Source organism: Vibrio sp. SCSIO 43153, from assembly GCF_023716625.1.
Classification (GTDB): Bacteria; Pseudomonadota; Gammaproteobacteria; order Enterobacterales; family Vibrionaceae; genus Vibrio; species Vibrio rotiferianus.
Genome location: NZ_CP071855.1, coordinates 2,948,410 through 2,963,474, shown reverse-complemented (window position 1 = coordinate 2,963,474; position 15,065 = coordinate 2,948,410). Strand labels below are relative to the sequence as shown.

Annotated in this window: 13 protein-coding genes; all 13 read left to right on the top strand. The window is 43.1% G+C overall.

What is annotated here, in order from left to right:
* Positions 1 to 1,668, top strand: a complete 1,668-nt coding sequence (gene mshL, locus J4N37_RS14145) for a pilus (MSHA type) biogenesis protein MshL (protein WP_082038786.1) — start codon at positions 1 to 3, stop codon at positions 1,666 to 1,668.
* Between the two features lie 36 nt (positions 1,669 to 1,704).
* Positions 1,705 to 2,550, top strand: a complete 846-nt coding sequence (locus tag J4N37_RS14140) for an ExeA family protein (RefSeq protein WP_045391547.1) — start codon at positions 1,705 to 1,707, stop codon at positions 2,548 to 2,550.
* Positions 2,535 to 3,632, top strand: coding sequence for a tetratricopeptide repeat protein (locus J4N37_RS14135; protein WP_252041221.1), 1,098 nt, complete (start codon positions 2,535 to 2,537; stop codon positions 3,630 to 3,632). Before J4N37_RS14140 ends, J4N37_RS14135 begins: the two co-directional genes overlap by 16 nt.
* A complete protein-coding gene (mshE, locus tag J4N37_RS14130) occupies positions 3,629 to 5,353 on the top strand; it encodes an MSHA fimbrial ATPase MshE (RefSeq protein ID WP_252041220.1) in 1,725 nt (574 codons plus the stop codon). Before J4N37_RS14135 ends, mshE begins: the two co-directional genes overlap by 4 nt.
* 8 nt (positions 5,354 to 5,361) lie before the next feature.
* Positions 5,362 to 6,582 (top strand): type II secretion system F family protein, encoded by a 1,221-nt coding sequence (locus J4N37_RS14125; RefSeq protein ID WP_252041218.1) that lies wholly within the window; start codon positions 5,362 to 5,364, stop codon positions 6,580 to 6,582.
* Between the two features lie 3 nt (positions 6,583 to 6,585).
* Entirely contained in the window at positions 6,586 to 7,047 is a 462-nt protein-coding gene (locus J4N37_RS14120) for an MSHA biogenesis protein MshF (protein WP_171358562.1), read from the top strand.
* Between the two features lie 236 nt (positions 7,048 to 7,283).
* Positions 7,284 to 7,766: a prepilin-type N-terminal cleavage/methylation domain-containing protein gene (locus J4N37_RS14115; RefSeq protein ID WP_171358563.1), complete on the top strand. Its 483-nt coding sequence runs from the start codon at positions 7,284 to 7,286 to the stop codon at positions 7,764 to 7,766.
* Between the two features lie 68 nt (positions 7,767 to 7,834).
* Positions 7,835 to 8,059, top strand: a complete 225-nt coding sequence (locus tag J4N37_RS14110; protein WP_010450494.1) for a hypothetical protein — start codon at positions 7,835 to 7,837, stop codon at positions 8,057 to 8,059.
* A gap of 114 nt (positions 8,060 to 8,173) precedes the next feature.
* Positions 8,174 to 8,641: a type II secretion system protein gene (locus J4N37_RS14105; RefSeq protein ID WP_038884602.1), complete on the top strand. Its 468-nt coding sequence runs from the start codon at positions 8,174 to 8,176 to the stop codon at positions 8,639 to 8,641.
* Positions 8,638 to 9,216: a type IV pilus modification PilV family protein gene (locus tag J4N37_RS14100; RefSeq protein ID WP_252041216.1), complete on the top strand. Its 579-nt coding sequence runs from the start codon at positions 8,638 to 8,640 to the stop codon at positions 9,214 to 9,216. Before J4N37_RS14105 ends, J4N37_RS14100 begins: the two co-directional genes overlap by 4 nt.
* Positions 9,216 to 10,004 (top strand): PilW family protein, encoded by a 789-nt coding sequence (locus J4N37_RS14095; RefSeq protein ID WP_252041214.1) that lies wholly within the window; start codon positions 9,216 to 9,218, stop codon positions 10,002 to 10,004. The genes J4N37_RS14100 and J4N37_RS14095 overlap by 1 nt, the downstream gene beginning before the upstream one ends.
* The gene (locus tag J4N37_RS14090) at positions 9,994 to 10,428 is read left to right on the top strand and encodes a hypothetical protein (RefSeq protein WP_010450490.1); all 435 of its coding nucleotides are present in this window, start codon (positions 9,994 to 9,996) and stop codon (positions 10,426 to 10,428) included. The genes J4N37_RS14095 and J4N37_RS14090 overlap by 11 nt, the downstream gene beginning before the upstream one ends.
* Positions 10,429 to 10,432: 4 nt before the next feature.
* Positions 10,433 to 15,016, top strand: coding sequence for a DUF8613 domain-containing protein (locus tag J4N37_RS14085; protein WP_252041212.1), 4,584 nt, complete (start codon positions 10,433 to 10,435; stop codon positions 15,014 to 15,016).
* Positions 15,017 to 15,065: the final 49 nt, after the last annotated feature.

Genomic DNA, 15,065 nt, shown 5'->3' with positions numbered 1-15,065 from the left:
ATGCGTAAATTAGTGATAGCAGTTGTGGTTGCTTCGTTGGCAGGATGCTCTATGGGCCATAGAGACCCGGTAGAAGTAAAGCAAGCTCTTAACGAGTCAATCAACGAGTCAAATAGCAGACAGCTTGATGAAATCCCTTCTTCCGTTGAAGCTGATTTGATGCCAGATCTTGAATCGAGTGCTTCTGGTTCTGAAGGCATGGTAAAACGCTTTCGAATTCAAGCTAATGCAGTGGAAGCCAGAAGCTTCTTTGCTTCTCTCGTAAAGGGGACGGAGTATAGCGTAGCTATTCACCCGGCAGTAAGAGGAAAAATTACTGTAAACTTAACGGATGTGACGCTTGATGAAGTGCTGAATGTCGTGCAAAACATGTATGGCTATGATGTGGTCAAATCTGGCAAGGTTTTACAGGTGTATCCCGCGGGTATGCGAACGGTGACGATTCCTGTCGACTATTTGCAGTTTAAGCGCTCAGGCCGCTCATTGACGAGTATAGTTACTGGTTCTGTAGCATCTGCAGGGACATCTAGCTCTGGTAGCAATTCCGACGAATCTAGTTCCAATTCTGATTCAAGCAGTGATAGCTCGACTGTTGCGAATGGCGGTACGCGCATTGAAACGTTGACGGAAAGTGATTTCTGGCCGGCATTACAGCAAGCTGTTGCAAGTCTCATAGGTTCCGGAAATGGTCAAAGTGTCGTTGTTACGCCTCAAGCGAGTGTCATTACAGTACGAGCTTTTCCTGATGATATCCGAGAAGTGAGAGAGTTCCTCGGTGTTTCTCAACAACGCATGCAGCGCCAAGTTATTCTAGAAGCAAAGATTCTAGAAGTGACTTTGAGTGACGGTTATCAACAAGGTATCAACTGGTCAAATATATCAGCTTCGATTGGAGGATCTGGCAGCATTTCTGTTGGACGCCCATATCCTGATGGAACCCTTCCTGGAACTGGTGTTCCAATCCCAACTTTACCTGGGTTAGATGCTATTGGCACGCTTCTCGGTGGTCAAACAAATATCACCATCTCAGATGGTAACTTCGATGCAGTTCTGAGCTTTATGTCTACACAAGGGGATTTGAATGTACTTTCTAGTCCGAGAATTACAGCCGCTAACAACCAGAAGTCGGTGATAAAAGTAGGTTCAGATGAGTACTTTGTGACTCAATTATCAAGCAATGCAGGAAACGGTGAGAACTCTAATGCGGTTCCTGAAGTGGAGTTAACGCCTTTTTTCTCTGGTATTTCTTTAGACGTAACGCCTCAAATTGATGATAAAGGAAGTGTATTCCTGCATGTTCACCCAGCGGTTATCGAAGTTCAGGAAGAATTGAAAACGCTCAATTTAGGTGGTGAGTTCCAAAATGTGCAACTGCCGTTGGCGAAAAGTTCAGTCCGTGAGTCTGATTCCGTCATCAGAGCGAAAAGTGGTGATGTCGTGGTAATTGGCGGTTTGATGAAGCAACAAAACGTGAATCAAACATCAAAGGTCCCATTCTTGGGTGATATACCAGCACTGGGACACTTATTTAGAAATACGTCAGACGTTACCCAAAAAACGGAGCTCGTTATTCTGCTAAAACCAACGGTTGTTGGCGTTAACTCATGGCAGAAAGAACTAGAGCGCTCGCGTGACTTGCTGCAAGAGTGGTTCCCTGATTCGCAGTAATGCAGTCAACACTTAAACTAGTGGGTTGATAAGTGTATGTATCTATCGCATTTTGGTTTTCGCTTACAACCATTTTCACTAACCCCTAATACAGAACTGTTTTTGGGGTTAGCTCCTCATTATGAATCCATTCAAACCATCATCGCAGCGATTGATATGGGAGAAGGGGTCATAAAAGTGGTTGGGGAAGTGGGAACAGGCAAAACCATGGTTTGTCGAAAGCTGATTGAGCAAATTGAAGATGATGCCGAGCTGATTTACTTGCCAAACCCTGCGCTTACAGGGGCTCAATTGCAACTAGCGGTGGCTAGAGAGCTTGGAATTAAAAATGCTGATCCGCTAAATGTTGTGGAGCTTATTCAAGAACGATTGATCTGTATTCGCTCAGTAGGAAAAAGAACCGTTTTAATTGTTGATGAAGCTCAAGCACTGTCTTTTGAAGCATTAGAAACTCTGCGCCTATTTGGGAATCTAGAGACCGAGAAAGACAAACTACTCCAGTTGGTTTTGTTTGGTCAGCCTGAGCTTGAGGAGCGCCTGTTAAGTCACAATTTGCGGCAGTTCCGACAACGCATCACATTCAATTGTGAATTACGTACTCTCAACTTAGATGAAGGCGTGGCCTATATGGACAACCGACTTAATAAAGCGGGAAATGGGGCGCACATTTTTAGTATTGAGCAGAAAAAAGCAATATGGCGTTCTGCTTCTGGGGTTCCTAGGCTAATTAATCAGATTTGCCATAAATCATTACTCACGGCGTTTAATGACCGCTGTACATTAATTAAGAATCAACACGTTTACGCGGCAATGCATGACACCCTTGATGCCTGTAAACCAAAGTTTAAGACCCCGATATTCTGGGGATGGAGCCGATCTTGAGTGCAATTAACAAAGCTTTATCTGAACTCGCAGAGAAGGAGCATAAACCTGAGCTATCAAGAGCGGAAGTTCCGGTCGTTGCTAAAAGAAAGCCCTGGCTATGGTTAATCGCGGGCTTTTCTATGAGTTTGGCTATCGGAGGGTGGGCCGTCTCTCAAGCGCCTACGCCGGACAACGTTAATGAAGTGGCATTAGCAGGGGCTGATAATGTAGCTAAAAAGGTGGCAAATGTAGATGCCAGCTCTCCAACAGCCAAAATAACGCCTCAATTAGAGCAAGTTGTTGCAACAAAAAACATTGAAGTGGCTCATGTTCGTGCTAATCAATCAGAGCGGGTAGCGACCCAAGAAATTTATTCTCCTCAATCTCTTGCTTCTACGCCTAAAAAAGTGGTGGCAGAAGATAGTCAATCAATAGCAGAACCAGCGACGCTGCACAGTGAGCCGCTAGAAGTCGTTGATGAAGCGAGCTCTATGCATATTGAGCAGGTGGAGCTAAGCCATCAACAACTTGCTGATAAAGCTATGAACCGAGCCGGTAAAGCAATGGACTCAAATGATATGCAGGAAGCAATGGCCGCATATGCAGAGGCGCTGCGTTATGAGCCATCGAATATTGAAGCGAGACAGAAACTAGCGGCATTATATTTTGGTAAAAGTGATACCAGAAAAGCGTACGAGATACTTCAGGCTGGTATTAAGTTGGACAATGATAACCAGCCACTAAGACTTGCATTGTCCAAGTTGTTAGTGAAAGCAAACCAGCCTGAAGCGGCATTGAGCCCATTAGTTTTTATGCCAGATAACCCAACTCGAGATTATTTAGCAATGCGAGCTGCTTTGGCTCAAAAGCAGAAACAGACGGAATTCGCGTTAGAAAGTTATCAGCTTTTAACGCAAAGAGAGCCAGAGAATGCACGTTGGTGGCTTGGGTTAGCCATTCAGCAAGAGCGTAATGTTCAAATCAAAGCAGCGGTCTACTCCTACCAGCAAGCATTAGGAAAAGTGGGTGTGTCTAATCAATCACAAGCATTTATTAGAGATAGACTGAATATCTTGAAGCAGCTGGAGGGCGCAGAATGAAAATCCAATTAAGGAAGCGTCTTGGTGACCTGCTTGTTGAAGAGGGCATTGTCACAGAAGAACAAGTGCAGCAAGCCCTTGCTAGCCAACATGAGACAGGGCAAAAGTTAGGTGATGCCCTGATTGCTTTGGGGTTTATTTCTGAAAAGCAAATGCTGAACTTCCTTTCCCAGCAGCTGGGTTTACCGCTCATTGATTTAAGTCGTGCACCTATTGATGCCGATGCGGTGCAACTTTTACCGGAGGTTCATGCTCGTCGTCTACGTGCCATGGTGGTTGCACAAAACGGTGATACGTTAAGAGTTGCTATGAGCGATCCTGCGGACTTGTTCACCCAAGAATCGCTAATGAACTTATTAGGTGAGTACGCTTTAGAGTTTATTATTGCTTCTGAGCGACAATTGGTGGAAAGCTTTGACCGCTATTATCGCCGAACTAAGGAGATCGCCTCTTTCGCCGAACAGCTTCAAGCCGAGCATCAGGATGTTGATGTATTTGATTATGGTATTGAAGAGACGGAAAGTGAAGAAGTTACGGTTGTTAAGTTGGTTAACTCAATGTTTGAAGATGCCGTGCAGGTGGGTGCATCTGATATTCATATTGAGCCAGATGATAAAGTGCTTCGTCTCCGTCAACGTGTTGATGGTGTTTTGCATGAAACCATCCTAAATGAAGTCAATGTCGCATCAGCCTTAGTTTTACGCCTTAAATTGATGGCACACCTAGATATTTCTGAAAAGCGTTTGCCGCAAGATGGTCGCTTTAACATTAAGGTTCGAGGTCAATCCATCGATATTCGTATGTCGACGCTGCCAACGCAATATGGCGAATCTGTGGTAATGCGTTTGCTTAACCAGTCTTCAGGTCTACGAAAACTAGAAGATTCGGGCTTACCTGCTGATTTACTTGCTCGTTTGCGCCGTCAGTTGTCTCGCCCGCATGGCATGATCTTAGTGACTGGCCCAACGGGTTCGGGTAAAACGACAACGCTATACGGTGCATTAAGTGAGTTAAACGAACCGGGTAAGAAGATCATTACTGCAGAAGACCCTGTGGAATACCGCTTACCACGTATTACACAAGTACAGATCAATAGTAAAATTGATCTTACTTTCTCACGAGTACTACGTACTTTCCTTCGTCAAGATCCAGACATCATCTTAGTTGGTGAGATGCGAGACCAAGAAACGGTAGAGATTGGTTTGCGTGCAGCGTTAACAGGCCACTTAGTTTTGAGTACGCTGCATACCAATGATGCAATAGACAGTGCTTTACGAATGATAGATATGGGGGCACCTGGCTATCTTGTTGCAAGTGCAGTTCGTGCGGTTGTTGCTCAACGATTGGTTCGCCGAGTCTGCCCTGATTGTAAGACTGAAGATGTTGTCGACGAGTCTCGGCAACAGTGGTTGTCAGGACGTTTCCCTAATCAGTTAAATGCTGTTTTTCATAAAGGAAAAGGCTGTCAGAACTGTAACTTAACCGGCTATCGAGGTCGAATCGGCGTGTTTGAAATGTTGGAATTAGAACACGAGATGATGGATAAGTTACGTGCGAATGATGCGGTAGGTTTTGCGCAAGCGGCGCGTCAATCCGCATCCTATAAGCCCCTATTAGCTTCCGCTATGGAGCTGGCTTTGAAAGGTATTGTTAGCCTTGATGAAGTGATGGCGCTTGGTGAAGGCGATTCATCTGGTAAAGCAGATGCAATCTTAATGTAGGTGATTAGATGCCAACATTCAGTTATCAAGGTCGAACACTGACCGGATCCGCGACCAAAGGTAAGATTGATGCCGTTAATGAAGAGGCAGCTGCGGAAGCATTAATGAATAAAGGGGTTATTCCTCTAAATATTCAGTTAAGAAAGGCATCTAATGCTAGTAGCTTTAGTTTATCTAAATTGCTTGTACCTGCGATCCCTCTTGAAGTCATTATTCTGTTCTGTCGCCAGTTATTCAGTTTAACTAAAGCTGGGGTTCCACTGCTTCGCTCTATGCGTGGTCTATTACAAAACTGTGAAAATCAACAATTAAAAGATGCGCTTGAAGATGTTGTCTCTGAGCTTAGTAATGGTCGCGGATTATCAGCCGCAATGCAGCCGCACAGCAAAGTGTTCAGCCCTTTGTTTGTCTCCATGATTAATGTGGGTGAAAACACCGGTCGTTTAGATCAAGCTTTATTGCAGTTGGCTAGTTACTATGAGCAAGAGTTAGAAACTCGTAAACGTATCAAAGCCGCAATGCGGTACCCGACGTTTGTCATCGTGTTTATCACGATCGCAATGTTCATTTTGAATATTTTCGTGATTCCGCAATTTGCTACCATGTTTACTCGTTTTGGAGTCGAACTTCCCGTACCAACACGTGTGCTAATTGCAACATCAAGCTTTTTCGTTAATTACTGGGGCTTGCTCATTGCTCTGATTATTGGAGCATTCCTCGTTTTTCGAGCTTGGATAGCTACTGCAAATGGAAGAGAAAGGTTTGATAAGTTTCGACTAAGAGTTCCTATTGTCGGTGATATCGTCAATCGTGCTCAGCTTTCTCGTTTTTCTCGAACTTTTTCACTGATGCTTAAGTCAGGTGTGCCGCTGAACCAATCATTGGCTTTGGCCGGTGAGGCGCTGGGCAATAAGTTCCTAGAGAATCGAATCGTTGAGATGAAATCCTCCATCGAAGCGGGGAGCACCATTTCTGTGACGGCAGTGAATAGTAAAATCTTTACACCGCTGGTTATTCAGATGATTGCTGTCGGTGAAGAAACGGGTCGAATTGATGAATTATTGCTCGAGGTCGCAGACTTTTATGATCGAGAAGTAGATTATGATCTCAAGACCTTAACTGCACGAATAGAACCGCTACTTTTGGTGATTGTGGCGGGTATGGTTATGGTTTTAGCCTTGGGTATCTTCCTGCCTATGTGGGGTATGCTCGATATAATCAAAGGCTAAAGTGTGATTGAAAACCGAGCAAGTGCAAGGCTTATATTGTGGGGGACATTTGTCGCTGCGGTGCTAGTCGCACTGCTAGAGAGTTTGGCTCCTCTGCAAAAAGAGTTAGATGATACAGGAGCAAGTCTAGCCAAAAATTGGATGCTAGATAGTGTTAATCGTTATCGAAGTATTTGGTTGATGAAGGGCGAACCAGATTCGATCGAGGTCGATGGCTCGATATTGTTAATGACTGACGCTGGGCTAGTATTACCGCTTGATGACAGTGAACAATTTGATTGCGATAGTTGGTTAACGATTCATTACCCTCAGCGTAAGATTATGAGGGCTAATTTGTCAGAAATAAAACTGATTACCAAAGGTGATGAGTACCTTTGCATGTACAGGTATTCAAGTCAACAGCTGGTATTAGTGACATTTAATGCTAACCACTTGCAAATTGATGTCGAAAACTCGGCAAGGTAAGTTTTTTGACACTTTAGTGCTATAAATGAGACGCTAGTTCGGTATAATAGCTTCGTATTAAAAATTTGAAATTTGTAAACTAATTATCCAGTTACACAGTGCAAATTTATCAATCCAGATTTCGCTTAACTAGTGAGTGATTCGTAACCATCGACACTAACTTAAGCAATAACACAAATGGTCGCGTGACCTTAACGTTGCAGTCACTCTGCATGTTTACAAAAGAGAGAGAAACAATGAAAAGACAAGGTGGTTTTACCCTTATCGAACTTGTGGTGGTAATTGTGATCCTAGGTATCCTAGCGGTAACGGCTGCACCACGCTTCCTTAACTTACAAAATGATGCACGAAAAGCTTCTATCCAAGGCTTAAAAGGCGCTATCGATGGTGCGGCAGGCATTACTTATGGTAAAGCTGCGGTCGAAGGTGTAGAAACAGCAACAACATCAAATGTTGATGGAAGTATTTCTGCTGCATTTGGTTACCCAACAGCGACAGCGACTGGTATTGGTAATGCGGTAGTTGGTCTAAATGAAGACTGGTCTTCATTTGTGGATACAAGTGCTACACCAAATGAGATCGTAATTGGTTTCAAGCAAGAGGGTACAATCACCAAAGCTAAGATTACTGATACTGAATGCTATGTTAAGTACACTCAAGCTTCGAGCAAAGATTCTGCTGGTGCAGCAAAAACTGTAGTTGTTGATGATAAGTGTTAAGCTTTTTATTCGAGGCCAGCTAGTCTGGCCTTTATCTCTATACTTTGGTTAATCTTGGAATGGTACATATGCGTCAATCATCAGGTCTTAGTGCGCTGGAGTTTGTGGCTGTACTAATCATCTTAGGTGTGATTGGTTATGTGGTATTACCAAGGTTTATCAGCTTTGAGCCAGAAACATATGAAGCTAAGTGGGAGCAGACCAAGCAAACAGCAGAACATGTATCTGAAACGCTGAGTAATAAACAGACTTATGATCGTATTGAAGAAGAAATGGGCAGAAGTAAAAACTAATTCTCACAATTAACAATGTGCTCACAAATTAATATAAAAGTGTGATCTTTACCCAATATCCCTCCCTTTTTTTGCTTATAATTTAATCGCTTGTCGTGAAGTAAGGTTGCCCCTATGAAAGCTCGCCATATTTCATCGGGATTCACTCTTATTGAGTTGGTCATGGTGATCGTTATTCTATCTGTAGTATCGTTGTATGCGGCCAGTCGCTATCTAAGCGCGGGTATTCCTGCTGCAGCGGTACAGGATCAGGCAATTGCGGTTATTCGTCAGGTACAAGTCAATCGCATGCAATCCAACCTTAGCGATACTACTATCGTTGACAAAAATGACTTTATCTTAAACGTAACGAATAACTGCATTGGTTCAAAAGCATCATGTTCGTCTCAAACTGCATCAAGAAGTGACTGGTTTATGCCAGATGGGGTTTCATTCTCTCCTAATCTAGAGCTTGAATTTAATTTATTGGGAAATCCAAGTGGTGCGACACCTACGATTCAAATTACAGAGAATGGTAGTGGTAAAACATGTTCGATACATATTAATTCGCAAGGTTATGTAGAAAAGAGAACTTGCTCATGAAAAGATTTCCAAAAGAGCAATTGGGTATGACTCTGATTGAGATGATCATCGCGATTGTTTTGTTGGGGATCGCTATGACCATTTTTTCTTCTGCCCTCATCCCTCCAATAAAAGAGGCTTCTAGTTCACATTATCAATCTCGCGCGGTCGCTCTGGGGCAAAGTATGATGTCTCAAATACTATCGCGTAATTTTGACCACAATAGTGATATCAATGGCGGTTGGCTACGCTGTGGTGAAGAAGGTGCGCCGGATTGCTCAGAACTCAAAGCTGACACAGATGATGGTGAATCAACCCCTGCCACATTTAATGATGTCGATGATTATATCGGTTGTTGGTTTACTAGCGAAACAAAAGTAGATTGCCCAGCCGGCATGCCTCAATACGCTTTGCAAGATGTAATCGGTTTGAGTGCCAATGACACATACAAAAACTTTCGTGTACAGGTTTCTGTGACTGAAAAAACAAAGGATGTGAACGGCGAAGCTATCCCGAAAATGAGGCGTGTTGAATTACAAATCTTTGCGAGTAACGCACAAGTTATGTCTCTATTTGGGTACAGAGGTAATTACTAATGCGAGCTGGGAGTAAAGGTTTTACACTTATTGAAATGGTGGTCACTATCGTTATCGGTAGTATTATCATGCTTGGGATTGCAGGGTATGTGCAAGTCGGTGTCAAAGGTTTTGTCGATGCAAACTCACGGCAACGCATTCAAACCCAAGCTCAATTTGTATTGGAAAAACTCTCGCGTGAAATTCGACATGCAGTTCCAAATAGTTTCCGTATCACTAATTCTGGTGGTTCAGAGTGTTTGGAGTTTGTTCCGACTTATAACTCGGGGTATTACTTTGAGAAGCCTGGAACTTCCAATTTGCTATTTGTTACTGGCGAGCAAGTTCCGGGTGGAACGATAAAAAGCGCTGAAAATTTAAGGCTCGTTATTAATCCAACGCGCTATGAAGACTTGTTTAATCCCCCCATTGGTACAGTATCATGGAATAGTTTTTCTATTGATAGTGATCTATCAATACACAGCGACGATGGTGACGGTAACGCGCAGTTTTATAGTTTCGCTCTGCCTTTGCCATTAGCGAGTCAATCCATTGCTGCTCGTATTTATTTGTATAAACCAGGTTCTGCGATTCGGTACTGTATTGTACAGCCTGTCTTACCTAATGACAGTGGCCTGCTAACAAGAAATGGAGTGCCAGTTGAAGATATTGATGCTTCGAAGAGTGCCTTTAATTATACCAACACTAGCCTACAGATTGGCGGCATTGTTTATCTAAAATTTGCCTTTGAACAAAATGGAGAGGAGAGTGTTTATCAACAAGATGTGCAGGTACTCAATGTCCCATAAAAATAAACACCAAAAGGGCAACGTCTTTATTGTGAGCTTATTCGTTATTGTTGTTATGGGTTATATGGCGACGTCGATCACCAAGATAAATTGGTCAAATCAAACCCTCGTTACGAAAGAGTTCCTTGGTACACAGGCATGGTTTCTTGCTCAATCGGCAACAGAGTGGGCTTTAACAGAAATATATCCTTTGGGGGAAGCAGATCCCTCAGTAGGGAGTCACTGTCACGATGACGTTGATGGCCAGTTCACTGAAATAGCGAAAGAAGTCAATTTTGGAAAATGTACTTTGGTTCGTCTTGAATGCAACGGGGGCGATAAAAAACTTGATAATCAAGTGTTCTATCGAGTTGAGGCGGCAGTGCGATGTGGTAATGGAATTAACTTAGTTGAACGCAGACAAGAGATATGGATTAAGGATTAACGCAATGAAAAAAAGAATAATACTTGGTGCTGTAGCCTACTCTTTGTTATGTGCTCAAGGGCTTGCTGCTGTAACGTATGATCTAACCCCTACCGTTGATTGGGTCAGGGAAAAAGGGAGGTGGCAACGTCAATGGGTACCTGTTTATAGTCCATGCCCAACAAATGGTTATTATTCCAATGGCCTCTCTGTTTACGTGTGTCCTAGCAATGTAAATCTCTATTACGGTGATAATATTGTTACTGGGGGAAGCACTTCGCAATTAGTGTTAAGTCGATACGCTTCTTTAGGTGGTAGAAACACTATCGGTAGCCCTAGCCACAGCTTATCGTTAAATCTGAATCGTAATTCTTTTAGTGCTCACAACCTGTATGTGTATGGCCATGTTGATAATGGTGGTTATATCCAACTAACAGATTCAACAATATTTGGTTCACTGAGAAGTGTTAACAATGGTCTCCAGTTAAGCAATGTTGATATTCGACAAAATGCTTTAGCTTACAGCCAGCTTACAATTAATCACGGTAACGTTGATGGTTACGTCGATAGTGATAATGGTGGAATCTCGCTTTACAACGTAAATGTGGGCGCACATATCGAAGCCAAGAACCAAATTCAAATAACGAACACTTCCGTTGGAGGTCACATATCTTCGTCTCACGGTGGGGCGGAACTTTCAGCATCAGGTTCAATTAAACTTGTCGATGGCTACATCAACGCTAAGAATGCAGTGAAAGTCACAAACTATAAGGTTAACCAGTCTGTTTCCGCAGATGGCTACATTGAGCTCAATAGAACTGATGTGACAGGAAATGTGACTTCCCAAAGTAATGGAAATCCAGCCATTGCTATTTCCAATAGTTCATCGATTTCAGGTGATGTGTTTACTAAAGGCTACGTCAGCGTTTCTCATTCTAGTGTAGATGGAAATATTGATAATACGCAGGGTAGCAACCAAAGTATGGCCATTGTCAGCAGTCAAGTTGGAGGCAACGTTACCGCGAAAGGCTATGTAGATATTCAGTATTCTCAAGTTTCTGGCGTTGTATCGAGCTCCAACGAAGGTGGTCAGGTCAAGAACTCAAAAATCAAAGGTAATGTTGATGTTAAGAAATATCTTCATGTGATTGAAAGTTCTTATGTGTGTGGTGTCGCTTCCAGTAGGAACGAAGGTGCAAACATTAGTAATTCATATGTTGGCGATGACGTCTCTACTAAGAAATACTTACACGTGACTAACTCTTCTGTCTTTGGTACCGCGAGTGTAAAGAATGAGGGAATGGCGTTATCGTCGGCTAAAATTCTTGCGGACGCCAAAGCGATTGGTTTCCCTACTAACAAATACGTAAGTATTGCTAGTAACTCAACGCTTTGCGGAACCGCAAACTCTTCATACTCTTATAACGGTAAATTGGTTGGTTATTGCGGTCTAAATGATACGAGTTGTGATGCATCTCAAACTCGAGGTACATGTCCGGTTGACGTAGGTGAGAGCTCTCAATACAAAGATTTCTACGACTATTGTGGAATTACGCCTCCAGGCCCTGACCCAGAGCCTGTTCAATGTGAATTGTTGCCACCTGAAAACTTTGACTCAGGCTCTCTTACAAACTGGTCTGTGATGGGCTTTAAGAATAGTACTAAACCGAGCATTACTGGTGGTAAGTTTAGATTATCAAGTAACCAATACAATCAAGCAACAGCATCAGCCTACAACTACATTTTTCCATCTGATGACAACATCATGCAGGTGGAGTTTAATCATTATGCTCACTCAAATACCACACGACCTGGTGCAGATGGGGTTGGTATCGTTTTTTCTGACGCAAATGTCCCTCCAGCGACAGGTGCATTTGGTGGACCTTTAGGTTTTGGTGTTAAACCCGGTATAGAAGGTTTTGCCGGCGGTTGGTTAGCATTTGGTATCGATGAGTACGGTAACTTCTCGAATGAAGGCAGTTATTATGAAAATGACTATGGCCGTCCAGGTCGTCGCCAACAATCTATTGCTATTCGCGGTGCTGGTTATAAGAAGACAATTCAGTACAACAGTCAGTCCCTAGAAGGCTGGTTTGGTGGCTATAAATTTATTAAAAACAATACAGATGTCGGTGCACTTGATGTCTTCGGAACAAATTACAATGGTCGAGATAGAGATGAGATCCACCGTTATAGAATGACTGTAGACTCTCGCAACACCGTTAAAAACCGAGCGAGCGGAGTTTGGGTTTCTATTGAGCGTCAAATTGATGGTGGTCGCTGGGAAACGTTAATCAAATCATTCAATGTTATGAATGGTTATGGGCAGTCTATTGCTCCAGAAAACTTCCGTATTTCTGTGACTGCATCGACGGGATCATATACCAATATCCATGAAATTGATGACTTCCAGGTTTGTGCAGATAAATACAAGAAGTTAACGGATGGTATCCATCACTTTGAATTTGACTATTCAGGATCCGGTAGTACGTGCCAGCCTTCGAAAGTCACGCTAAAAGCATGTATGAATGAAAGGTGTACTCAAACCTATCCAGAAGATGCTGCCGCAAGTGAAGGCGAGTTAGAGCCATTGACAGTTACTTTACTGCCATCATCCACCAATAGCGTCGCTAATTGGGTAAATGGAGAGCAAGAAAAGCTCACGAACATCACTTTCAACAATTCAGTTGATCTTCTATTACAGGGATATAAAGCCGGTACGGTTACGATGGGAGTTGCGAATAGTTCGGTACCTCAGTTTGGTTTTGAAGGAGCGCGCTGTCGTATCAATAACGGTGATGAACTGTCCGTCGAGAACTGTAATGTGTTGTTTTCTCAAAACGTACTCGGAGTAAACATAGGGGATGTGGTTTCAGCTAGACAATCTGCCGGTACGGATCATCTTTCATTCTGCTCATCACATGTAAAAACTGGGGGTGAAAGCCGAGATGTTACTATGAAAGTGACTCACGAGATTGCACCAGTCGATAAAACGAAATCTGTTGAGGTATGGTACAAAAAGGCGGGTGACAGCAATGCTAAATGGAGTGGTCATGTCACATTGCAACCTCAAGTTCCTAAGCCTTTGTCCGATGTCTACTTTGATTCAAATGGTAAAGCTTACCTCAAAGTTAACTATAAAGAGGTTGGTAAAGTCCGTATCGATGCGAAAGTTAACGATGTGAAGGATTCTGCAGGGTTTGCATCATTTGTAAGTTTCCCTGCTAAGTTAGGTTTGAGCGTAAGCGATAATGGCGCATGTTCCCCAAATTGCACAAGCTACATTCCAGCAGGTCAAGAGTTCACAATGCAGGTAACAGCATATCAATCAAACGGAGACGTTGCCCGAAATTACCAAGAGTCGAATATTAGTATTGACCACGTAGTGACTTATCCAGACCCGACAACGAGTGTGAACAAGGGGAATGTTGTGAATGGTACGCTGCTAACAGAAAAGCTACCCGAAGACGCTAAATGGGTTAGTGGCTCAGTGTCTTTCAAGCAGGCTGTTGATGAAGTAGGTTCATTTGACTTTACCGCTACCGCGCCTGTTGGCGGGGAAGGCGAAGCATTCTCTACCTATCTGGGAAGTAGCACGTATAAGATTGCTGATGCAACGCTCAATGTTGGACGTTTCTATCCTGGTAAATTCAATGTTTACAGTAATGATCAAACGCCTTCGTACAATAACGTATGGGATTATCCAAATGGCCAAGCATTTGCTTATATGGGACAGCCTTTTGGGTTAAAACAGTTCTACGTTGAGGCATTGTCGAAAGGAGGCGGCGCTTTACGTAACTATGCGTATTTTGGTGAAGGTTACCACGCGAAATTCAACTTGTACGAAAATAACTCGGCAAATGTTAGTAGGTTTAGTGCGCCGGCCGCGTACACTGGTAGCTGGTTGAATGGCAGTAAAGGTCCCTATATTTCAGGGCAAAGTGTCGGGAAATATAGCGCGAGTGGGCTTGTGTGGAGCAAGGTGGTATCTAAACCGGATGGCCCTTTTAACTACTTAGAGAACTCGTCAGATACCTCTACCTCTACCTCTATTTCTATTGACCTTTCCTCATCATCAGTAGACAAGGCTGGTGTGACTATTGGTACTAAGGAGCTATTTGTCCAGCCGGATTTACGCTTTGGCCGAGTTAATTTGGCTGATGTTGGCGGTAAGCAGGGTGACAACAGCAAACCAGATTCACTTAAATTGCAGGTACCTCTAACCGTAGAATATTGGAAAGGTGGTCGATTTGTGACGAACAGTTCTGATAGTCAAACCACTATTTATGGTGCGAGAGAGAAATTCGAGCATAAATGGAAGGGTAATGAGCCTGACTCTAAGTATGTAGATGTGAACTTGGCCGATGGCGGTGTAGTTACCAATGGTACTTCTAGAAGTATTACTGCAGTTGAAAGTGAGTCGAATCGTCAACAGACGGAACTGTGGTTAGATCTTACTGCTGGTTCGAATAATTTCCCTTGGCTCAAATATGACTGGGATAATGATGGTTCTGAAGAAAATCCATCTACCATTGTTACTTTTGGTATCAACCGAGGTAACGACAGGGTGATTTATCGAGGAGAACCGGGTCTGACCGGAGGGAATTAAGGCTCGTTTATTTGCTCTAGGTAAGGAATCTGCAAGAAATTGAGGGTTT